We start from the raw sequence: 19,991 nt of genomic DNA on the forward strand, positions 1-19,991 counted from the left end.
CCTCAGCGCAGCACGGTGAACCGCACGCCCGTCCCCGGCGGGGCCTGGGCGAGCAGCGGCAGGTCGGCGCGCTCGACGACGGCGATCACCGGGTAGCCACCGGTCGTCGGACGGTCGGCGAGGAACACCACCGGCGGCCCGTCCGGCGGGACCTGCACAGCGCCGGTCACCATCCCCTCGCTCGGCAGCTCCCGGTCGCGCAGCTCCGGGAGCCGCTGTGGGGACGGCCCGTCGAGACGGACCCCGATCCGGTTCCCGTCGGCCGTCACCGTCCACAGCGGACCGGCGAGGGCGGCGTGCGGGTCGGCGAACCAGTCGTCGCGGGGGCCGGGGCGCACCCGCAGCCCGACCACGGCACCGGGCAGCGACACCGGGACCGGCCCGGACACCGGGATCGGCCCGGACCACGGGCCGACCGGCAGCTCGTCGCCGTCCGCGACCGGGTCGGGTCCCAGCCCGGACAGCAGGTCGGTGCTGCGGCTGCCCAGCGCGAGCGGCACCTCCAGCCCGCCCGCGACGGCGAGATAACACCGCAGCCCGCCGACCGGCGTCCCGACCGTCAGCTGGGCGCCGTCGGGCAGGTGCAGCGCCCGGTGCGACGCGGCCGGGCGGCCGTCGACGGACACCGGCGCGGGCGCCCCCGTGACGGCGACGGTCCGGCCCCCCAGGGCGCGCACCCGCAGTCCGCCGCCGAGCAGCTCCAGCCCGGCCGCGCCGTCGTCGTTGCCGACCAGACGGTTCCCCAGCTCGTACGCCGGCCCGTCCAGCGCGCCCGACGGCGGCACCCCCAGGTGCGCGTGCCCCGGACGTCCGCGGTCGGTCACCAGCGCCTGCGGCCCGGCCCGCACCACCAGCAGCGCGCTCACCGGGGCTCGAACCGGACGCGGTCGCCGGGGGTGAACAGTGCGGGCGGGTCGGCGACGGGGTCGAACAGGACCGTGTCGGTGCGGCCGATCAGCCGCCAGCCGCCGGGGGAGCGCCGCGGGTAGACGCAGCTGTAGACGTCGGCGATCCCGACCGAGCCGGCGGGCACCGCGGTCCGCGAGCTCTCCAGGCGTGGCTGCCGCAGCGGCTCCGGGAGCCCCGAGAGGTAGCCGAAGCCCGGCGCGAACCCGCAGAAGTCCACCCGGTATTCCGCGCCGCTGTGCAGCGCGACCACCTCGTCGACGGACAGGCCCGCGGTCTCGGCGACGAGCGCGAGATCCTCGCCGTCGTAGGTCACGGGCAGCGTGTGGACTGTGCCCGTGCCCGCCTCGCCGGCGGCCGGGTCCGCGGCCCGTGCGACCTGTACGACCCGCTCGGTGGCGGCTCCGGGCGCCACCTCGACGAGCACGGTCCGGGCGGCCGGGACCAGCTCCCGCACCTCGGGCAGCGCGGCGTCCCGCACGGCGGCGACGACGGCCGCCACCCCGGCGGCGTCGTCGACCTCCAGCAGCACCGCCCGCCCGCCGCAGCGGCGGACCCGGACCGCGACCAACTAGCCGACCACGCGGTGCAGGACGGCCGAGATGTGCGGCTGCATCGGCTGCCCGACCATCGCGCGCTCGTCGACGTAGGCGAGGTCGCCCTGGTTGACCAGGCCGTAGAGCCGCTTCGCCGCGGTGACCTCCTTGGCCGAGGGCGTCCGGGCGATGGCGTCGGTCTCGATCTGCCAGGACCGCATGTCGCCCCGCGGCCCGTAGTAGACCTCGACGATCCCGGTGTGGTGCGCGATCAGGACCTCGATCGAGCCGTCCTCCTGGGGACGCCAGAACCCGGTCTCGCGGGCGGCCTGGCGGATGATCCCGCCGTCGTCGTCGAGGAGCCAGGAGCGGGCCTCGTAGGACAGGAACGGACGCCCGTCGTGCGCCCAGGTGATCTGCTGGCCGAAGTGGAACGGGCCCTCGATCGTCGGGTAGACGACCTCGCCGGTGCCGCGCCAGGTACCGACCAGCGGCAGCAGGCCGAGGCAGGCCTCGTGCAGGTCGGGGCCCTGGCGCAGGTTGGCGGTGTCGTCGTCGACGGGCAGGTCGGGCCACTGCGGCCGGTTGCGCTGCGGGGAGTCCGGGGCCGCGTTCTCCGGACCGGTGATCGTGGTCTGCAGCTCCTCGTCGGACGCTGCGGCGGGCTCGGGGTCGGTCACGGGGTCTGCTCCTCGGTGTGGTGGTCGTCGGGGTCCCGTTCGGGATCGGGACCCGGCCCGGGCGCGGCGACGGGCTCGACGACGAACAGGCGACGGAGCAACCAGCCGGCCCAGGCGGCGGTTCCCGCGGACAGGGCGATCAACAGCCCGGTGGAGAACCAGTGCACGGCGGGCGAGTCTACTGACCTGCCACGCCGTCGCGCCTCCCCGGCCGTTCCGACGCGCGGACCGTCGGCGGCCGGAACGCCGAACGCCGCCCCGGCGGGACCGGGACGGCGTTCGGGTGGAACGAGCGGGTCAGGCGACGGCGATCTCCGCGCGGTGCAGGCCGGGCCCGTCGGCGACGAGCTCGGACTGCCCGTTGCCCGAGCGCGACAGCGCCCGGACGGTCCAGGTGCCCGGGGCGGCGAAGAACCGGAAGTCACCCGAGGCCGAGGACACGACCTCCGCGGTGAACTCCCCGGTGCCGTCGAGCAGCCGGACGAAGGCCCCGGCCACCGGGTCGCCGGCGGCGACGACGCGGCCGGCGAGCACGGTCTCCTTGGAGAGGTCCGTGTTCGGGGGCAGGGTCAGGTTCTGGTCAGGTGCGGCACACATGTCACTTCGCTCCCAGCTCGATCGGCACGCCGATCAGCGAGCCGTACTCGGTCCAGCTGCCGTCGTAGTTCTTGACGTCGGAGTGGCCCAGGAGCTCGTGCAGCACGACCCAGGTGTGGCTGGAGCGCTCGCCGATGCGGCAGTAGGCGATGGTCGCCTTGCCCTCGTCGAAGCCGGCCTCCTTGTACAGCGAGGCGAGCTCGTCGTTCGACTTGAACGTGCCGTCCTCGTTGGCCGCCTTCGACCACGGGATGTTGATCGCGCTCGGCACGTGGCCCGGACGCTGGCTCTGCTCCTGCGGGAGGTGGGCCGGGGCCAGGATCTTGCCGGAGAACTCGTCGGGCGACCGGACGTCGACCAGGTTCTTGGCGTCGATGGCCTCGACGACCTCGTCGCGGAACGCGCGGATCGAGGTGTCGGCCTCCTTGGCGGTGTAGGAGGTCGCGGGGCGGTCCTTGACGTCGGTGGTCAGGGTCCGGCCGTCGAGCTCCCACTTCTTGCGGCCGCCGTCGAGCAGCACCACGTTGTCGTGGCCGTAGAGCTTGAACTCCCAGTACGCGTAGGCGGCGAACCAGTTGTTGTTGCCGCCGTAGAGCACGACCTTGTCGTCGTTCGAGACGCCCTTGGCGGAGAGCAGCTGCTCGAACTGCTCCTTGGTGGGGATGTCGCGACGGACCGCGTCCTGCAGCTCGTCGGTCCAGTTGACCTTGACCGCACCGGGGATGTGACCCCCGTCGTAGGCGGTGGTGTCCTCGTCGACCTCGAGGAACACCACCCCGTCGGTCTCCAGGTTCTCTTCCGCCCAGTCGGCGGTGACGAGGACGTCCTCGCGGCTCATGTCGATCTCTCCCGAATCGTGTGTCGTGGGAACGGTCAGGACTGCGCGGCGGTGCCGCGCAGGCGGGCGAGGAGCCCGTACATCTCGCAGCCGAGGCAGAAGCCGAAGGCCGCGTTGAGGAAGGCCGCCGCGAGCGCCGCCGCCGTGGCGACGACACCGAGCACGGTCAGGCCGGACAGGTAGCCGGCCGCCGCGACGACGGTGAACACCAGCCCGACGGTCTGCGAGAAGCGGACCGGGGCGGCGTCCTCGCGCTCGGCGGGCGGACCCAGCCGGGGGGCGAGGAGGTGCCGGTACACGACGCCGTAGGGGGCGAACCGCATGCCGGCGAACGCGCCGACGGCGAAGACGACGGCCTGCGCGAGTACGAGCAGGCCGCTGCCGGACAGCAGCACCAGCGCCAGGACGACGGTGGTGATCGCGGCGGAGAAGCGGACCCCGCGCGGGTCGAGCCGGGGCTCGACGAGCGCGGATCCGCGGTCCGTGACGGACATGGGACTCCAGTAACCGGGGCGGGAACCTCGGCGTCGCGGGACGCCGGGGCTCAGGACACGCGGGTCAGGAGTCCAGACACAGGCAGCCGGCGAGGCGGCACAGATCGACCGTGCGGCGTCGGGTCAGCGGCCAGTTCACGGGACCGAGCCTAGCCGACGATCCGTGCCGAGCCCAGTGGCCGGCGCCCACCGGACATCACACACACGTTCTCAGCCGGTGGGAAGGGCGGCGACGAGCTCGTCGGTGCGCGGGACCCCGGAGACCCGCAGGACCTCGGCACCGCGGGCGTCGAAGACGACCGTGGTCGGGGTCCGCAGCACGCCCAGCGCCCGGGCGACGTCGACGCGCTCGGCGACGTCGACCTCCACGTGCGCCACGCCCGGGTCCGTCGCGGCCAGGTCGCCGAGGACGCGCGCGGTCTGCCGGCACGGCGCGCAGACCGGGGAGGACAGCTGCAGCAGCAGCGCCCGGCGCCCGTCCGGCTCGGTCCCGGCCAGCTCCCAGCCCGGCCCGGCCGCGGCGGGCGCGCCGCCGTCGTGCCCGGAGGGCCGGAGCCGCCCCGCACGGCGGCGCAGGACCAGCCCGGCGAGCGTCGCCACCAGCAGGACGACGACCAGCACCACCGCACCCGTGACGTCCACCGACGCCCCCTCTCAGCCCGCGGAGCGGGACGTGCCCGGTCCTCCGCCCACGCTCAGGTCGCGCACGGACCCGGCGACCTGCAGGACGTTGTACTCCGGAACGCTCGCCGAGGTCGCGGTGACGCCCAGCGGCAGCGGACCCGGGTCGATGTCCACCGCGAGCGCGCGCAGCATCGAGATGCGGACCGCGTCCGGCACCGGCTCGTCCGAGCCGTTGATCCGGACGTCGCGCGGGACGATCCGCATCGTGCCGCGGTCGACGACGAGCACGGCCAGCACGGCCACCTGCGCGTCGGCGCCGTCCACCGGCATCTCCGCGACGAACCGTGCCGCGTTGCGCGGGTCGAGCCCGCGCAGCGTCGGGTCGCCGCCGGCCAGGATCACCGAGTCGATCGCGTTCGCGTCGACGGCCTCGACCGACAGCCGCGTCACCCCGGCGGCCGGCCCGCCGGCGTCGACGACCATCCGGCGGATGTCGTTCGGGCTGACCTGCACGATGCCCTCGGCCGCCGCGGCGCGGAACCGGGCGGGCCCGGGCCCGGCGAGGTCGGACAGGTCCCCGCGCAGGCCGTACATCTGCACCTGGAGCTCGGGGGTGCGCAGCGGCCCGACCGGGACCCGCTGCAGCGTCATCTCGACGTGGTCGTAGCGGCCGGTCGCGGCCTGGGCGAGCACCGAGAAGCCGTGCACCTGCACGTGGGGGTCCTCGGGGAGGTCGAGCCGGTCGCGCAGTGCGCGGGAGGTGCCCGACTCGACGGCCGCCCCGGTGGCGAGGTCGCCCACGACGAGCACGGCGGCCACCGCCAGGACGGCGACGAGCACGCGACGGACGGGGCGTCCCACGACCGGGCCTCCACAGGATCGGGATAGGTCCTGACCAGGGTAGAGAGCCCCGCCGCCGGTCCGGTGGGCGGCCCCGGGGCCCCGGATCGGTTCCGATCCCCGGCGGGAACGATCCAGATCGGGGCGTGAAACCCGTCGCTCTGCGGCTGACCGTGGGGTGACGTCCCGGTATCGTCCGCGTATCGCGAGAAGGGGGAGTCCATGGAACTGCTCCTGCTGACCACGGCTCCGGATGCGGCAGCCGTACTGCCCGCCCTGTCGCTGCTGCCGCACAACGTGCGGACCGCGGCGCCCGAGGTGGCGGCACTGCTCGACGCCGGTCCGCACGACGCCGTCCTGGTGGACGCCCGCTCCGACCTGGTCGCCGCGCGCAGCCTGTGCCGGCTGCTGGGCAGCGCCGGGACCGACGCGCCGGTGATCGCCGTGCTGAACGAGGGCGGCCTGGTCGCCGTGTCCGGCGAGTGGGTGGTCGACGAGATCCTGCTCCCCGACACCGGCCCGGCCGAGGTGGACGCCCGGCTGCGGCTGCTGCGGTCGCGCCCCGGCGCCGAGTCCGCGTCCGGGGGTGGCGCGCTCGTCCTCGGCGAGCTCGTCATCGACGAGGCGACGTACTCGGCGCGGCTCAAGGGCCGCCTGCTGGAGCTCACCTACAAGGAGTTCGAGCTGCTCAAGTACCTCGCGCAGCACGCGGGACGGGTGTTCACCCGGGCCCAGCTGCTGCAGGAGGTCTGGGGCTACGACTTCTTCGGTGGCACCCGCACCGTCGACGTCCACGTCCGGCGGCTGCGCGCCAAGCTCGGCGGCGAGCACGAGCAGATGATCGGCACCGTGCGCAACGTCGGCTACAAGTTCGTCCGCCCGTCGCGCGGCGGGCTGTCCGCGCCGCCCGACCAGGACGACGCGGACCCCGAGCCCGCCCCGGACCGTCGCCTCCCCGGCGCCCGGCCGCCGACCGGCCCGGGACGTGGAGCGTGGGTGCCGCGGTGACCTAGGGTCGGTGCTCGTGGACCCGCAGGAGCACTCCCGTCTCGACGCCGCCACCGTCTCCGCGGTGCAGGACCTGCTGAGGGCGGCGACCGCCGCCGACGGCGCCGAACCGCTCTCCGAGCAGTTCCTGATGCACCTGCGCCCGGACGCCCCCGCCGACGGCGTGACGCACCTCGTCGTCGCCGGTGACGACGGCGCCGTGGCCGGCTACGCCCAGGTCGACGGCACCTACGCCGAACTGGCGGTGCACCCCGGCGCTCGACGGCGGGGGATCGGCGGAGCGCTCGTCGGCGCGGTCGAGAAGGCCACCGCCGACCCGCACGTGTGGGCGCACGGCGACCTCGACGCCGCGAAGGGGCTCGCCGCGGGCCGCGGCTACCGCCGGGACCGCGTGCTCTGGCAGATGCGGCGCACCACCGCGGCGGGCCCGCTGCCCGCCCTGACCGTCCCCGACGGCGTCACGATCCGCGCCTTCGAACCCGGCCGCGACGACGACGAGTTCCTCCGCGTCAACAACGCCGCCTTCGACTGGCACCCCGAGCAGGGCGGCTGGACCGGCGCCGAGCTCGCCGCGCGGGAGGCCGAGGACTGGTTCGACCCGGCGGGGTTCCTGCTCGCCGTCGACGGCGGTGGCGCCCTGCTCGGCTACCACTGGACCAAGGTCCACCCGGCGACCGGTGACGAGCCGGCCCTGGGTGAGGTCTACGTCCTCGGGGTCGACCCGGCCACCCACGGACGCGGGCTCGGGAAGGTCCTGACCCTCGCCGGGCTCCACCACCTGCACGACCGCGGGCTGGACACCGTGCTGCTCTACGTCGAGGCCGACAACGCCCCCGCCGTGGCCGTCTACGAGCGCCTCGGGTTCGCCGTGCACGCCGCGGACGTCAACTACGCCCGGTGAGACCCGGTCACCGTTCGACGAGCGGTGACGGGGTTCGTTCGAACGTGTGATGCAGGTCCACCCGGTCGCCGACCCTGTTCATCCCACGTTCATCTTCCGTGGGGGTGGCGTCCAACGTCGACTCCTAGCGTCTGCGGCCGAGTGGTCACCCCAGACCGCCGTCCCGCAACCGGCTCCCGCCGACTCGGAGGAAACTGCAGTGAAGACCAAGCGGCGCGCGCCCCGGGCGCGCCTGGCTGCCGTCGGTATCGCCACGTCCTGCGCACTGTTCGTCGCCGGCTGCGGTGCGGCGAACGAGGGCGGCGGCTCGGACGCCCAGGGTTCGGGCGTCACCGGCCAGATCGCCGGTGCGGGCGCGAGCTCCCAGCAGGCGGCCATGCAGGCCTGGATCGCCGGCTTCGGCGGCGCCAACCCGGGTGCGACCGTCAACTACCAGCCGGTCGGCTCGGGCGGTGGCCGCACCCAGTTCATCCAGGGCGGTGTCCAATTCGCCGGCACCGACGCCTACCTCAAGGACGACGAGCTGGCCAAGGCGCGCGAGCGCTGTGGCGGTTCGGTCATCGAGGTGCCGAGCTACGTCTCGCCGATCGCCGTCGTCTTCAAGCTGAACGGCGTCAACGACCTGACCCTGTCCCCGGCCACCATCGCCGGTCTCTTCAAGGGCCAGATCACCACCTGGAACGACCCGAAGATCGCCGCGGACAACCCGGGCGTCCAGCTCCCGGCCACCCGCGTCACCCCGGTGCACCGCTCCGACGAGTCGGGCACCACCCAGAACTTCACCGACTTCCTGAACAAGGCCGCCCCGTCGGTGTGGACCGACAAGGCCGCGCAGACCTGGCCGGTCCAGGGTGGCGAGGCCGCGCAGGGCACCTCCGGCGTCGTGACCGCCGTCGGCGGCGGCGACGGCACCATCGGCTACGCCGACGCCAGCCAGGCCAAGGACCTCGGCAAGGCCAAGGTCAAGCTGGGCGACCAGGCGGTCGAGCCGACCGCCGAGGCCGCGGCCAAGATCCTCGAGGAGTCCAAGCGCGTCGAGGGCCAGGGCGACACCTCGTTCGCCTTCGACCTCAACCGGACCGCCACCGGCGGTGCCTACCCGGTCGTGCTGGTGTCCTACCTGCTCGCGTGCCCGCAGTACCCGGACGCCGCCCAGGCCGACACCACCAAGGCGTTCCTGAAGTACGTGGTCTCGTCCGAGGGCCAGCAGACCGCCGCCCAGAACGCGGGCTCCGCGCCGCTGTCGGACACGCTCCGCGGACAGATCGACCCGGTGATCGACCAGATCAAGGCCCAGGGCTGAGTCTGAGTCGGATGTCATCTAGCCAGGAGCCCCGGGCGGTCGTCATCATGGTGACCGCCCGGGGTTCCCGGCCGCTCGAGTCCCCTGCCCAGCGCGTTCCGCACCCCCAGGGATCACAGTGACCACCACGGAAAACTCGCCCGCGCCCGCACCTGCGAAGCCGGTGACCCAGCTCGGGGACCGGATCTTCGCCGGGTCGGCCAAGGGCGCAGGCATCCTCATCCTCGTCGTCCTCGCCGGCGTCGCGGCCTTCCTCGTCAGCGAGGCGTTCCCGGCCGTCGTGGCCCCTGCGTCCGAGGTGCACGGCGGACTCGCCCTCTACATCGCGCCGCTCATCTTCGGCACGCTCGTCAGCGCGGTCATCGCGCTGATCGTGGCGACGCCGCTGGCGATCGCGGTCGCCCTGTTCATCAGCCACTATGCCCCGCGCCGGCTCGCACAGACGCTCAGCTACGTCGTCGACCTGCTGGCCGCGGTGCCGTCCATCGTGTACGGCCTGTGGGGCATGGCCACCCTGGCCCCGGCGACCGTCGGGCTGATGGTGTGGCTGAACACCTACCTCGGCTGGCTGCCGTTCTTCGCCGGCCCGCCGTCGGCCACCGGCCGCACGATGCTGGTCGTCGGCCTCGTCCTCGCCGTGATGATCCTGCCGATCATCACCGCCGTCGCCCGTGAGGTCTTCCTCCAGGCGCCGAAGCTGCACGAGGAGGCCGCGCTCGCCCTGGGGGCGACCCGCTGGGAGATGATCCGGCTCGCGGTGCTGCCGTTCGGCCGCTCCGGGATCGTCTCGGGCGCGATGCTCGGCCTCGGCCGCGCGCTCGGCGAGACCATGGCGGTGGCGATCATCCTGTCGGTCTCCGGCGGGATCACGTTCAACCTGATCGGCTCCGGCAACCCGTCGACGATCGCCGCGAACATCGCGCTGCAGTTCCCCGAGGCGTCCGGCCTCGACGTCAACGTCCTCATCGCGTCCGGCCTGGTGCTCTTCCTGATCACCCTGCTGGTCAACATGATCGCTCGCTACATCGTCGAGCGCCGTCGCGAGTTCTCGGGAGCGAACTGACATGTCCACCGGGACCGAACGAAACCGCACCGACACCGAGGCGACCGTGACCGGAAGCACGCTGCAGGCCCCGGCCGCGACGACGGCTCTGCCGCGTCGCAAGGGCTCCCTCCCGAGCTGGTCCCCGTGGGCCCTGGTCGCCGGATCGGCCGTGGTGGCCGCCGGTGTGACGGCCCTGGCGGGTGGCTTCTCCATCGGGCTGTGGGTCTTCCTGACCGTGGTCGTGTACCTGGTCGCCACCTACGCGGTGTCCCGGGCGGTGGAGGGCGGTCGCAAGGCCGCCGACCGGCTGGTGACGGCGACCGTCACGGGCGCGTTCCTGCTCGCGATGGTCCCGCTGGTGTCGGTGCTGTGGACGGTCGTGTCGAACGGCTGGGCGCGGTTCGACCCGACGTTCTTCGACAGCTCGATGCGCGGCGTCGTCGGGGTCGGCGGCGGTGCGCTGCACGCCATCCAGGGCACGCTGATCATCACGGCGCTCGCCGCGGTCATGTCGATCCCGGTGGGTGTGCTGACAGCGATCTACCTGGTCGAGTACGGCAACCGGTCGCGGCTGGCGCGGGCGATCACGTTCTTCGTCGACGTCATGACGGGTATCCCGTCGATCGTCGCCGGTCTGTTCGCGTTCGCACTGTTCGCGCTGTTCGTCGGCCCGGCGGTGCGGTTCGGCTTCGCCGGTGCGGTCGCCCTGACGGTCCTCATGATCCCGATCGTGGTGCGCTCCACCGAGGAGATGCTCAAGATCGTCCCGAACGAGCTGCGCGAGGCCGCGTACGCGCTCGGTGTGCCGAAGTGGCGGACGATCCTCAAGGTCGTCATCCCCACGACGGCCGGCGGTATCGCGACCGGCGTCATGCTCGCCGTCGCCCGCGTCATCGGTGAGACCGCCCCGCTGCTGGTCACCACGGGCCTGGCGCTCGGCGTCAACCTGAACCCGTTCTCGGGGCCGATGGCCACGCTGCCGGTGTTCTCCTACTACTCCTACGCCGTTCCCGGCATCCCGCGCGAGGCGTTCCTCGACCGGGCCTGGACCGCCGCGCTGGTCCTGATGCTCGTCGTCATGGTGCTGAACATCGTCGCCCGCATCATCTCCCGCATTTTCGCCCCGAAGACCCGATAAGGAATCCGCGACATGGGCAAGAGTGTCGAAGCCAAGGACCTGAACATCTACTACGGGTCGTTCCTCGCCGTCGAGGGCGTCAACATGACGATCAAGCCGAAGACCGTGACGGCGCTGATCGGCCCGTCCGGCTGCGGCAAGTCGACCTTCCTGCGGTCGATCAACCGGATGCACGAGAACATCCCCGGCGCCCGCGTCGAGGGCCGCCTCGAGCTCGACGGCCAGGACCTCTACGGGGCGAACGTCGACCCGGTCGGCGTCCGCCGCCAGATCGGCATGGTCTTCCAGCGGCCCAACCCGTTCCCGACGATGTCGATCTACGACAACGTCATCGCGGGCATGAAGCTGAACAACAAGCGGGCGTCGAAGTCCGAGTTCGACGACACCGTCGAGCGGTCGCTGCGCGGCGCCAACCTCTGGAACGAGGTCAAGGACCGGCTCGACAAGCCCGGCTCGGGCCTCTCCGGTGGTCAGCAGCAGCGGCTCTGCATCGCCCGCGCGATCGCGGTGCGCCCGGACGTCCTGCTGATGGACGAGCCCTGCTCGGCGCTGGACCCGATCTCCACGCTCGCGATCGAGGACCTGATCAACGAGCTGAAGAACGACTACACAATCGTCATCGTGACCCACAACATGCAGCAGGCGGCGCGGGTCAGCGACTTCACCGGCTTCTTCAACATCGAGGGCACCGGCAAGCCCGGAAAGCTGGTCGAGCTCGACGAGACCAAGACGATCTTCTCCCAGCCGAAGCAGAAGGCGACCGAGGACTACGTGTCCGGTCGCTTCGGCTGATCGGCTCCGCCGTACGACACGGCCCCGGCCCCATATGGGACCGGGGCCGTCGTCGTTGTGAGGCGGATCACCATGCCGTTGTCGTCCCTCGCCGCGGGGCCAGGATCGGTCCGTGGAGACCGACCGTGCCGACGGGTCCGCCGTGCGGCGCCCCGACTTCGGGATCGACGCCCCCTACGTCCCGGCCGGGTACCTGGCCGGAGCCGTCGTTGCCGCGGTGCCGGCGGTCCTGTTCGGGCCGTTGTGGTGGATCACCGCGGCCTTCTTCCTGCTCGGCGCCGGGATCTACCTGCACACCACGCGACGCGGGAAGTTCGTGGCCTGGGAGCGGCTGCTCGACCGCGCCGCGATCGCCGAGGACGCCCGCGTGCTCGACGTCGGCTGTGGTCGCGGTGCGGTGACGGTCGCGGTGGCCCGGCGGGTGCCCCGCGGTCGTGTGGCCGGCGTCGACCTGTGGCGGCGCGGGGACCAGTCGGGCAACGACCCGGCGACGACGCGCGCGAACCTGGAGGCCGCGGGGGTGGCCGAGCGGGTGGAGCTGCACACCGCGGACATGCGCGACCTCCCGTTCCCGGACGCGTCGTTCGACCTCGTCGTGTCCTCGCTCGCCGTGCACAACCTCCCGCGGTCCGAGGACCGCGACCGGGCCGTCGACGAGATGTGCCGGGTGCTGCGTCCGGACGGCCGGCTCGTCGTCGCGGACCTGGGGAGGACCGCGCGCTACGCCGAGCGGATCCGCGCGCGACGGCCGTCGGCGACCGTCACCCGCACCCGTCTGGGGCCGATCATGTGGTGGAGCTGGCCCTGGGGCGGGACGAGCGTGGTCGTCGCCGGGCCGTCCGGGGAGTGAACCTCAGAGCGCGGGCAGCTCGTCCACGGTGCCGCCGGTGACGGCGTAGACGACGTGGTCGGCCAGGTGCACGCAGTGGTCGGCGTAGCGCTCGTGGAAACGGGCCAGCAGCGCGGCGTCGACGGCGGCCGGCACCCCCGCGGTCCACTCCGGGCCGAACATCAGCTCGAAGACCTCGCGGTGCAGGGCGTCGACGACGTCGTCGTCGTCGCGCAGCTCGGCCGCGAGGACGACGTTGTGGGTGCGGAGCACCTCGACGGCCTTGTCCCCCATGGCCGCGACCCGGGCGCCGTAGTCGCGGAACAGCGGGCGGGCCTGCTCGGCGAGCACCACACGGTCCCCGTTGCGCACGACGGTGGCGGCGACGTGCCGGGCCAGGTCACCCATCCGCTCCAGCTGCTGGGCGCACCGCAGGGCGGTGATCACCGAGCGCAGCGGCGCGACCATCGGCTGGTGGATGTTCATGGTCTCGACGGCGAGCAGCTCGATCGCGTCGCGGTGGCCGTCGATGACGGGGTCGCGGGAGACGACCTGCTCGGCGAGCCGGGGGCGGTCGCACAGGAGCGCCTCGGACGCGTCGCGGAACGCGGAGGCGACGAGCGGACCCATCTCGTCGAGCATGGACTGGAGCTGCGTCAGGTTGTCGTCGAGCGTCTCCCTGCGCATGGCGACGACCTTAGATCGGAGTCCGTGACGGCTTCGGCCCGGGACCGGTGAACGCTCGGTGAACGCCGGGGTCAGGCGGCGCGGGCCCGCAGGCCGACGCGCAGACCGACCCGGAAGCGCTCGGTGGAGCCGAGGACGGTCGACCGGACCCCGGTCACCTCGAACCACTCCAGGGCGTGTCCGGCGCGGCTCATGCCGTCCCGGATCGCAGCCTCGACGCTCTCGTCCGAGGTGCCGACGACCTCGGTGACGACGCAGCCCGCGTGTTCCATGCAGCAGACGTGCCCCCGGCGTCTCACCGTCAAACTCGATCGGTCGACCGTTCGCCGAGCGGGGTGTATCGACTACGTCGAACGGGGCAACGACGCTCTCAGACGGCGAGCGGACCGGGCATCTGACCGGTGACGACGTACACGATCCGGCGAGCGACGGCGACGGCGTGGTCGGCGTACCGCTCGTAGAAGCGCGCGAGCAGGGCGACGTCGACCGCGGCGGACACCCCGTGGGTCCAGTTGCGGTCCATCAGCACGGTGAACATGTGCTGGTGGATGTCGTCGACGGCGTCGTCGTCGGCCTCGAGCTCGTTCGCCGCGTCCAGGTCACGGGTGCGGATGACGCGCCCGGCCTTCTCCGCGAGCTCCACGCCGACCCGGCCCATCTCGGCGAAGTAGGACTTCACCTCGTCGGGCAGCACGCTCTGCGGGTGCCTGCGGCGGGCGGCCTGGGCGACGTGCAGGGCGAGGTCGCCCATGCGCTCGATGTCGCCCGCACCGTGGATCGCGGCGACGACGACCCGCAAGTCGGTCGCGACCGGCGCCTGCAGGGCGAGCAGGCCGAAGGCCCGGTGCTCCGCGGCGGCACGGACGTCGTCGATCTTGATGTCCTCGGAGATGACCTGCTCGGCGAGCTGGAGGTCGGCCTCGAGCAGCGCTGTCGTGGCGCGCGCCATGGCACGTGCGACGTCGTCGCACATGTCCGCCAGGCCGGAGGCCAGCTCGTCCAGCTGCTCCTGATAGGTGTCGCGCATGTCCCGAGCCTAGGCCCCCGGGCGGGAACGTTCAGCCGCAGCGGGTGAACCCGCCGTGAACGCTGGACGACATCCCCCGTTCGGGGGATATGGGCGATTCAGCCGCAGTCGGCGTCGTCGGAGGGGACGGCCTGCACCGGGGCCGCGTCTCCGGCCCCGACGACGAGCTCCAGCACCCGGCTCCCGGTCGGGTCCGGGACGGGCCGGGCGCCGGGCAGCGCCTCCACGAGCGTGCCCGCGGCGTCGGTGTTGTCGGGGGAGTAGCGGACCTGCGCGCCGGGTGCGGCCGGGCCGGGCGTGACGGTGCCGATCTCGTAGCCGCGTTCGCGCAGGTCCGCGGCGATCCGGTCGGCCGCGCCGGGACGCCCGGTCGCGTCGACCAGGTTCACGACGGTGCCCGGCGCCGGGGCGGCCGCGGACCGGGAGGCCGGCGCGGTCGCGCTCTCGGGCAGCGGCTCGTGCTCGCGCAGCGCGGAGAACAGGGTGCGAGCCTCGGAGCGGCGCAGCTCCAGCTGGCCCCGCGTGTTCGGGGTCTCGGTGACCGGGACGGACAGGAACACCGGGGTGTCGGCGTCGCCCGCGGCGCCGGACCGGGCGAGCCCGCGGGCGAGGGTGAGGATCTCGCCGGCGTCGACGCCGTCCGCCGACAGCGCCGAGGACACCCCGGCCGCGGAGCGGCCCGGCGCACCCGGGGTCAGCAGCGAGGTGGTCGAGAGCGCGTCGCCGAGCGCGGCGGCGAGCACCCGCTGCTGGCGCCGGACCCGGTTGGCCGGGGAGCTGTCCGCGGTGCCCGCGGCGGAGGCGAACCGGACCGCGGTGGGCCCGTCGAGCTCCACGGTGCCCGAGCCCTCCACGACCGGGCCGAGCACCGGGTCCACGACCGGACGCTCGGTGCAGACCTCGATCCCGCCGACGGCGTCCACGAGCTGCGGGGTCCCGGCCAGGTCGAGCGCGACGAAGCCGCTCATCGGCATGCCGGTCAGCTGCTGGACGACGCCGACGCTGCAGGCCGGGCCGCCGACGTCGTAGGCGGTGGCGAAGGCGGTGCGGGACTCCGCGGGCACGGTGTCGCCGTAGGTGCCGGTGGCGGCGTCGAATCGCCGGCACGGCGGCCGGGACACCTCCAGCGTCGCGGGGATCGACAGGGTGACGGCCGGGCCGCCGCCCGCGGGCTGGTGGACCAGCACCGCCGTGTCGGTGCGCGCGGACTCCGCGGTGCCCGCGCGGTCGGCCTGCAGGCCCAGCACCAGGACGTTGCGGTCGCCCGCCTGGGCGTCGGCGTCGAGGATCGCGTCGGTGTCCGGGGCGAGGGCGGCGACGTCGCGGACGCCGTCGTGCACCTCGCTGCGCCCGGCGAACCCGAACGCGGTGGTGGCCAGGACGAGCACCGCGGCCGCCGCAGCGCCGATCCGCAGCGCGCGGGCGCGGGGGTCTAGCCGGGCCGGTGGCGGGGTGTCGGCCGATTCCGGCTCCGCGACCTCCTCGGCCGTGGTGGTGTCCTCGACGGGCGGGTCGTCCCGATAGCGACGACGACGGCGGCGCGGCACCAGCGCGTCGAAGACCTCGGTGACGCGCGAGTCCGCGGCGCCGCGGCGGGCGGGCCGCGACGGCGCCGCGCCCGCCCCGGTCTCCGTGTCGCCGTCGGTCCCACCGTTCCGGGTGGCTCCGGCGCTCACGGCGTCGCCCGCGTTCCGGCCGGCTCCGGTGTTCCCGGCGTCCGCTGTGTTCCGGGTGGCTCCGGTGTTCCGGGGGGCCCGGGTGTCCGGGTGGGCCGCGGCGGTCGGGGTCGCCCCGGTGTCCGCGGCCGGGCGGGCAGCGGTGGTCGGTGTGGTCCCGGGGGTACGGCCGCCCCGGGGCGCCGGTGTGGCCCCGGTGCCCGGGCCGGTTCCGGTGGCCGGGGTGGCGGCGCGCGCGGTCGCCGGGGTCTCCCCGGGGGTGCGGGCGGGCCGGGCCCCGGGGCCACCCGGCGACGCCGGACGGGCGGTGCCGCCCGCGGGCGGCACCGGGGTGGTCCGCGACGGGTCACCGTCGCGCGGGCGCGGACGCTGCGGCGCCGGTGGCTCACCGGGACGGCGGGGTACGGGGCCGCCGCGCACGCGTCGCACACCGGTCGGGGGGACCGGTCCCGGCAGCGGGGCGTCGGCGGGCCGCGGCTGCGGCTGCGACGGGTGCGCGCCGCTCTCCGGCTGCGGCCCCGCGGGCTGGGATCCGGACGCGGGGCGCGGCTGCGGGCCGGAGGGGTGGGTCCCGGTGGCGGGGCGCGGCTGTGGCCCGGACGGATGGGTCCCGGCGGCAGAGCGCTGCTGCGGGCCTGACGGGTGCGCGCCGGGGCGCCCCTGCGGGCCCGACGGGTGCGCTCCGGACGGCGGGACCTGCGCCCCGGGAGGGCTCTGCGGTGCGGGGGGCGCGGGCGGGCCCGCGTCGTCCGGGCGCCGACGCGTACGCCGGGACCGGCGCACCTCGTCGTCGCCGTCCTGCACCGGGCCTCCTCGTCGCGACCGCCGGAGCGGAAGCGCGTGACGGGCGCGGCGTCGGGGGAGCGCGCCCTTCCGGGATCGTGCGGTCGCGGGGACCGCACGGAGGATCTTATTCGGCCCGGGCCGACGCGGGTGGCGCGGGGCGCGACGCGCCCTGCTCCGGTTGGGGGATCGACCTGCGTGCGGCTGCCGCACCGGCGAGGCTCACCCGGCCGTCGGCGTCGCGGTGGGCGACGGCGTTCCGGCCCGCCTGCTTGGCCGTGTAGAGGAGCACGTCGGCCTCGGTGACGAGGGCCTCGACGTCGTCGTCGCCGGGACGGGACCGGGCGACGCCGATGCTGATCGTCATCCGCAGGTCCGGGTGCAGGTCGCTCCAGTCGTGCGCGGCGACGTTCTCGCGGGCGGTCTCGCAGGCCGCGACGCCCTCCTCGGCCGTCAGCCCGGGCAGCACCAGCGCGAACTCCTCGCCGCCGTAGCGGGCGCAGAACGCGCCGGGCGGCAGTGCCCGGCCCAGCTCCAGGACCATCCGCTGCAGGACCCGGTCCCCGAACGGGTGCCCGTGGGTGTCGTTGACCAGCTTGAAGTGGTCGATGTCGGCCAGCGCCAGGCAGACCGGCAGGTCCGTGCCCGCGGCGAGCAGGTCGATCAGCCGCTCGTCGAGGTACCGGCGGTTGTACGACGCCGTCAGGCTGTCGCGGCGGCTCTGCTCACGGGCCTCGGCGTGCTCGCGGCGGAGCCGGTCGAGCTCGTCGGCCGGGCTGGGCGCGCTGAGGCCGTGCAGGAGCCGGACGGCCTCGCGCAGGTGCAGGTAGGCCTGCTCGTAGCGACGGTGCTCGGCGAGCCGCTCGGCGGCCGCGGTGTGCAGGGCCGCGCGGGCCGCGGGGGAGGCGGGGGCGACGTCGTCGCCCGGGGTGTCGGGCCCGGGAACGGGCGGCGACGGGTCGACACGGCGTGCGGACCGCACGAGCCTGCGCACCGTCCATGCGGTGTCGGTCATGGTCCACCTCCCCGTCGTCGAGCCGTTCGGCCACTGGGACTGTTCATCGGTGACACCCCCGGGACGCTTGAGGCGTACGGGGCGTCGGCACCCGTTCGGCGCCCTGGTTCCCCCGGGTCGGGGTAACGCGTGTTCGCCCCGGGGTCGCCGTGATCAACCTCCGGAGTGCTCCACGTCCGCCCCGAAGGGGATCGACGGGTCGTCCGGGTCGTCGAGCCAGTGCTCGGGCAGCACGACGCGACCGGGTGACCCCTGGCGCCCGCGCGGCCCGTCGGCGTCGGCCGGGAACGGCTCGTCCGGGTCCAGCCCGGACAGCAGCTCGTCGAGGTGATCGATCGACTCCACCATCCCGAGGCTGCGCCGCAGCTCCGGGCCGACCGGGAAGCCCTTGAGGTACCAGGCGATGTGCTTGCGCACGTCGCGGATGCCCTTGTGGTCGCCCATGTGCTCGCAGAGCAGCACGGCGTGCCGGCGCAGCGTCGCGGCGACCTGACCGAGGTTCGGCGCGGCCGGCAGCTCGCGCCCGGCGAACGCCGCCTCCAGGTCCCCGAACAGCCACGGGCGGCCCAGGCAGCCCCGGCCGACCACGACGCCGTCGCACCCGGTCCGGGCGACCATGTCCAGGGCGTCCTGCGCGGAGAAGATGTCGCCGTTGCCCAGCACCGGGATGTGCGACGGGACGGCCTCGCGCAGCCGGGCGATCTCGGACCAGTCCGCGGTGCCGGAGTAGCGCTGGGCGGCGGTCCGCGCGTGCAGCGCGACGGCGACGGCACCCTCGTCGACGGCGATCCGCGCGGCCTCGAGGTGGGTCGGGTGCTCGTCGTCGATGCCGGTGCGCATCTTCACCGTGACCGGGCGGTCCCCGGCGCCGGTGACGGCGGCGCGCACGATCCGGCGGAACAGCTCCCGCTTGAACGGCAGCGCCGCCCCGCCGCCACGACGGGTGACCTTCGGGACCGGGCAGCCGAAGTTCATGTCGATGTGGTCGGCCAGGTCCCGCTCGACGATCATCTCCGCGGCCCGCTGCATGGACACCGGGTCGACGCCGTAGAGCTGCATCGAGCGGGGGTGCTCGTCCGCGTCGAAGGCGATCATGCGGAACGTCAGCGGGTTCTTCTCGACCAGCCCGCGGGCGGTGATCATCTCGCAGACGTAGTAGCCGGCGCCCTGCTCACGGCACAGGCGGCGGAACCCGGGGTTGGTGATGCCGGCCATCGGCGCGAGCACCACGGGGGTGTCGACCTCGAACGGGCCGATGCGCAACGGCGGCAGCACGCGGTCACGGCGGGCGGGGGTGTCCGTCCGCGCGTCGCGGACGCTGTCCAACACGGTCACGCCCACCAGTGTCCCAGGCCCGTGCGACGGCGCCGACCTGGGCGTCGCTCAGAAGCCGACGGTGATGCAGCCGGGGCGCCCGCCCGCGGTGCCGGCGTGCCCGGCGTGGGTGGCGGTCGGCTCCTCGTGGAGGACGACGGACTCCGCGCGCCGGTCGTCCGGGAAGACCCACGGGACGGTGGCGGTCGACTCGCCCGCGCCGTTCGCGTCGGTGGTGACGTCGAGCCAGATCTCGTTCATCGGGTTCGCATACGACGGGTCGACGCTCGGCGTCACCGGGTCCTCGGAGAACTGGTAGTGCGGGCCCGCGTCGGCGCCGGAGGCCGCGGTGCAGGGCTTCGCGTGCGCATGCGCCCCGTAGGTCCGGTTCGGCAGCAGCCCGGTCACCCGGAGGGTGGTGACGGTCGAGCCGTCCTGCTCGGCGTCGGTGACCGCGACGGTCGCACCGACCGGGACGAGCTTCGGGTCATAGGTGAACGCGGGCCCGTCCCCGCCCCGGGCGACGGTCGCGGTCACCTCGGTCACCGCGGTCCGCGACTGCTCGCCACCGCAGGCGGTCAGGGCGACCGTGGTGGCTCCGAGCAGGGCGATCGAGGTGAGGGAACGCGTGTGGATCATGAGAACGATGATCACCGCCCGCGCCGGGGCGGGCACCGCGAAAGCGGACGCGACGGGACGTTCCACCGGTTCGTGTGGTGGCTACCGTCGGTTTCCGCGCCCTGGGTAGCCGCCTCCCGGAGCCTCCAGGGCGGTGCCGCGTCCGACGGCTGCCGGATCCCTTCCGGGGCAGGGGATCCACCCCGGCCACGGTGTCTCGTTCTGCGACACCCGACACGGTGACGGTGTCGCGACGACGGCAACGGTGGTTGCAGACGGTAAAGTGCAGATCTGGTTCGCCGCGATCGGCCGGGGGTATCCGGTGGTGGGCCATACCCGG

At 74.1% G+C, this 19,991-nt stretch carries 24 protein-coding genes; 7 read left to right on the forward strand and 17 right to left on the reverse strand.

Going from position 1 to position 19,991, the window contains the following annotated elements:
- Positions 1–2: 2 nt before the first annotated feature.
- From DMP17_RS29155 to DMP17_RS29195, 10 genes are all read right to left on the reverse strand, one after another.
- The gene (locus DMP17_RS29155) at positions 3–866 is read right to left on the reverse strand and encodes a biotin-dependent carboxyltransferase family protein (RefSeq protein WP_337831170.1); all 864 of its coding nucleotides are present in this window, start codon (positions 864–866) and stop codon (positions 3–5) included.
- On the reverse strand, positions 863–1,477 hold the full coding sequence (locus tag DMP17_RS29160; protein WP_226354844.1) for a 5-oxoprolinase subunit B family protein: 615 nt from the start codon (positions 1,475–1,477) through the stop codon (positions 863–865). The genes DMP17_RS29155 and DMP17_RS29160 overlap by 4 nt, the downstream gene beginning before the upstream one ends.
- Entirely contained in the window at positions 1,478–2,083 is a 606-nt protein-coding gene (locus tag DMP17_RS29165) for an FABP family protein (protein WP_062404071.1), read from the reverse strand.
- A gap of 35 nt (positions 2,084–2,118) precedes the next feature.
- Positions 2,119–2,289 (reverse strand): hypothetical protein, encoded by a 171-nt coding sequence (locus DMP17_RS29170; RefSeq protein WP_157818430.1) that lies wholly within the window; start codon positions 2,287–2,289, stop codon positions 2,119–2,121.
- Between the two features lie 130 nt (positions 2,290–2,419).
- Positions 2,420–2,719 (reverse strand): DUF1416 domain-containing protein, encoded by a 300-nt coding sequence (locus DMP17_RS29175; RefSeq protein WP_178374777.1) that lies wholly within the window; start codon positions 2,717–2,719, stop codon positions 2,420–2,422.
- 1 nt (position 2,720) lies between these two features.
- A complete protein-coding gene (locus DMP17_RS29180) occupies positions 2,721–3,557 on the reverse strand; it encodes a sulfurtransferase (RefSeq protein ID WP_226354845.1) in 837 nt (278 codons plus the stop codon).
- A 35-nt stretch (positions 3,558–3,592) separates the two neighbouring features.
- Positions 3,593–4,051 carry a DUF4395 domain-containing protein gene (locus DMP17_RS29185; RefSeq protein ID WP_100879370.1) on the reverse strand — a complete coding sequence of 153 codons (459 nt, stop codon included), beginning with the start codon at positions 4,049–4,051 and terminating at the stop codon, positions 3,593–3,595.
- Positions 4,052–4,115: 64 nt separating this feature from the next.
- A complete protein-coding gene (locus DMP17_RS46485) occupies positions 4,116–4,241 on the reverse strand; it encodes a putative leader peptide (RefSeq protein ID WP_443217918.1) in 126 nt (41 codons plus the stop codon).
- A gap of 20 nt (positions 4,242–4,261) precedes the next feature.
- Positions 4,262–4,693: a thioredoxin family protein gene (locus DMP17_RS29190; RefSeq protein ID WP_337831171.1), complete on the reverse strand. Its 432-nt coding sequence runs from the start codon at positions 4,691–4,693 to the stop codon at positions 4,262–4,264.
- Positions 4,694–4,705: 12 nt separating this feature from the next.
- Complete coding sequence (locus tag DMP17_RS29195) at positions 4,706–5,536, reverse strand: LmeA family phospholipid-binding protein (protein WP_337831172.1); 831 nt, start codon at positions 5,534–5,536, stop codon at positions 4,706–4,708.
- A 201-nt stretch (positions 5,537–5,737) separates the two neighbouring features.
- Between DMP17_RS29195 and DMP17_RS29200 the strand changes: the two genes are divergently transcribed.
- The 7 genes from DMP17_RS29200 to DMP17_RS29230 all read left to right on the forward strand — a co-directional run bounded on the left by DMP17_RS29200 (position 5,738) and on the right by DMP17_RS29230 (position 12,552).
- Positions 5,738–6,523 carry a winged helix-turn-helix transcriptional regulator gene (locus tag DMP17_RS29200; RefSeq protein WP_337831173.1) on the forward strand — a complete coding sequence of 262 codons (786 nt, stop codon included), beginning with the start codon at positions 5,738–5,740 and terminating at the stop codon, positions 6,521–6,523.
- A 16-nt stretch (positions 6,524–6,539) separates the two neighbouring features.
- Entirely contained in the window at positions 6,540–7,424 is an 885-nt protein-coding gene (mshD, locus tag DMP17_RS29205) for a mycothiol synthase (RefSeq protein ID WP_337831174.1), read from the forward strand.
- Positions 7,425–7,623: 199 nt separating this feature from the next.
- Positions 7,624–8,727 (forward strand): phosphate ABC transporter substrate-binding protein PstS, encoded by a 1,104-nt coding sequence (pstS, locus tag DMP17_RS29210; protein ID WP_226354849.1) that lies wholly within the window; start codon positions 7,624–7,626, stop codon positions 8,725–8,727.
- Positions 8,728–8,845: 118 nt separating this feature from the next.
- Positions 8,846–9,790 (forward strand): phosphate ABC transporter permease subunit PstC, encoded by a 945-nt coding sequence (pstC, locus tag DMP17_RS29215; RefSeq protein WP_226354850.1) that lies wholly within the window; start codon positions 8,846–8,848, stop codon positions 9,788–9,790.
- 1 nt (position 9,791) lies between these two features.
- Entirely contained in the window at positions 9,792–10,910 is a 1,119-nt protein-coding gene (pstA, locus tag DMP17_RS29220; RefSeq protein ID WP_255655120.1) for a phosphate ABC transporter permease PstA, read from the forward strand.
- A 12-nt stretch (positions 10,911–10,922) separates the two neighbouring features.
- The gene (gene pstB / locus DMP17_RS29225) at positions 10,923–11,702 is read left to right on the forward strand and encodes a phosphate ABC transporter ATP-binding protein PstB (protein WP_062399706.1); all 780 of its coding nucleotides are present in this window, start codon (positions 10,923–10,925) and stop codon (positions 11,700–11,702) included.
- 112 nt (positions 11,703–11,814) lie between these two features.
- The gene (locus tag DMP17_RS29230; RefSeq protein ID WP_337831175.1) at positions 11,815–12,552 is read left to right on the forward strand and encodes a class I SAM-dependent methyltransferase; all 738 of its coding nucleotides are present in this window, start codon (positions 11,815–11,817) and stop codon (positions 12,550–12,552) included.
- A 3-nt stretch (positions 12,553–12,555) separates the two neighbouring features.
- On the opposite strand, the gene DMP17_RS29235 is transcribed toward DMP17_RS29230, so the two are convergent.
- From DMP17_RS29235 to DMP17_RS29265, 7 genes are all read right to left on the reverse strand, one after another.
- Positions 12,556–13,218 carry a phosphate signaling complex PhoU family protein gene (locus DMP17_RS29235; RefSeq protein WP_226354854.1) on the reverse strand — a complete coding sequence of 221 codons (663 nt, stop codon included), beginning with the start codon at positions 13,216–13,218 and terminating at the stop codon, positions 12,556–12,558.
- A 71-nt stretch (positions 13,219–13,289) separates the two neighbouring features.
- Positions 13,290–13,490: a dodecin domain-containing protein gene (locus tag DMP17_RS29240; RefSeq protein ID WP_100879374.1), complete on the reverse strand. Its 201-nt coding sequence runs from the start codon at positions 13,488–13,490 to the stop codon at positions 13,290–13,292.
- 98 nt (positions 13,491–13,588) lie between these two features.
- Complete coding sequence (gene phoU / locus DMP17_RS29245; protein WP_020626048.1) at positions 13,589–14,245, reverse strand: phosphate signaling complex protein PhoU; 657 nt, start codon at positions 14,243–14,245, stop codon at positions 13,589–13,591.
- A 98-nt stretch (positions 14,246–14,343) separates the two neighbouring features.
- Positions 14,344–16,725, reverse strand: coding sequence for an LCP family protein (locus tag DMP17_RS29250; RefSeq protein WP_337831176.1), 2,382 nt, complete (start codon positions 16,723–16,725; stop codon positions 14,344–14,346).
- A 106-nt stretch (positions 16,726–16,831) separates the two neighbouring features.
- Positions 16,832–17,719, reverse strand: a complete 888-nt coding sequence (locus DMP17_RS29255; RefSeq protein ID WP_337831177.1) for a GGDEF domain-containing protein — start codon at positions 17,717–17,719, stop codon at positions 16,832–16,834.
- Positions 17,720–17,872: 153 nt separating this feature from the next.
- Positions 17,873–18,994, reverse strand: a complete 1,122-nt coding sequence (gene dusB, locus DMP17_RS29260) for a tRNA dihydrouridine synthase DusB (protein ID WP_337832746.1) — start codon at positions 18,992–18,994, stop codon at positions 17,873–17,875.
- Positions 18,995–19,102: 108 nt separating this feature from the next.
- Positions 19,103–19,672 (reverse strand): superoxide dismutase, encoded by a 570-nt coding sequence (locus DMP17_RS29265; RefSeq protein ID WP_337831178.1) that lies wholly within the window; start codon positions 19,670–19,672, stop codon positions 19,103–19,105.
- Between the last annotated feature and the right edge of the window lie 319 nt (positions 19,673–19,991).

It is taken from the genome of Pseudonocardia sp. TMWB2A (assembly GCF_017312135.1).

Coding starts and splice junctions, on each gene's coding strand:
- DMP17_RS29235 (WP_226354854.1), bottom strand. CDS start 13,218: ATGCGCAGGGAGACGCTCGACGACAACCTGACGCAGCTCCAGTCCATG.
- DMP17_RS29200 (WP_337831173.1), top strand. CDS start 5,738: ATGGAACTGCTCCTGCTGACCACGGCTCCGGATGCGGCAGCCGTACTG.
- DMP17_RS29240 (WP_100879374.1), bottom strand. CDS start 13,490: ATGGAACACGCGGGCTGCGTCGTCACCGAGGTCGTCGGCACCTCGGAC.
- DMP17_RS29185 (WP_100879370.1), bottom strand. CDS start 4,051: ATGTCCGTCACGGACCGCGGATCCGCGCTCGTCGAGCCCCGGCTCGAC.
- DMP17_RS29265 (WP_337831178.1), bottom strand. CDS start 19,672: ATGATCCACACGCGTTCCCTCACCTCGATCGCCCTGCTCGGAGCCACC.
- DMP17_RS29175 (WP_178374777.1), bottom strand. CDS start 2,719: ATGTGTGCCGCACCTGACCAGAACCTGACCCTGCCCCCGAACACGGAC.
- DMP17_RS29255 (WP_337831177.1), bottom strand. CDS start 17,719: ATGACCGACACCGCATGGACGGTGCGCAGGCTCGTGCGGTCCGCACGC.
- DMP17_RS29180 (WP_226354845.1), bottom strand. CDS start 3,557: ATGAGCCGCGAGGACGTCCTCGTCACCGCCGACTGGGCGGAAGAGAAC.
- phoU (WP_020626048.1), bottom strand. CDS start 14,245: ATGCGCGACACCTATCAGGAGCAGCTGGACGAGCTGGCCTCCGGCCTG.
- pstA (WP_255655120.1), top strand. CDS start 9,792: ATGTCCACCGGGACCGAACGAAACCGCACCGACACCGAGGCGACCGTG.
- pstB (WP_062399706.1), top strand. CDS start 10,923: ATGGGCAAGAGTGTCGAAGCCAAGGACCTGAACATCTACTACGGGTCG.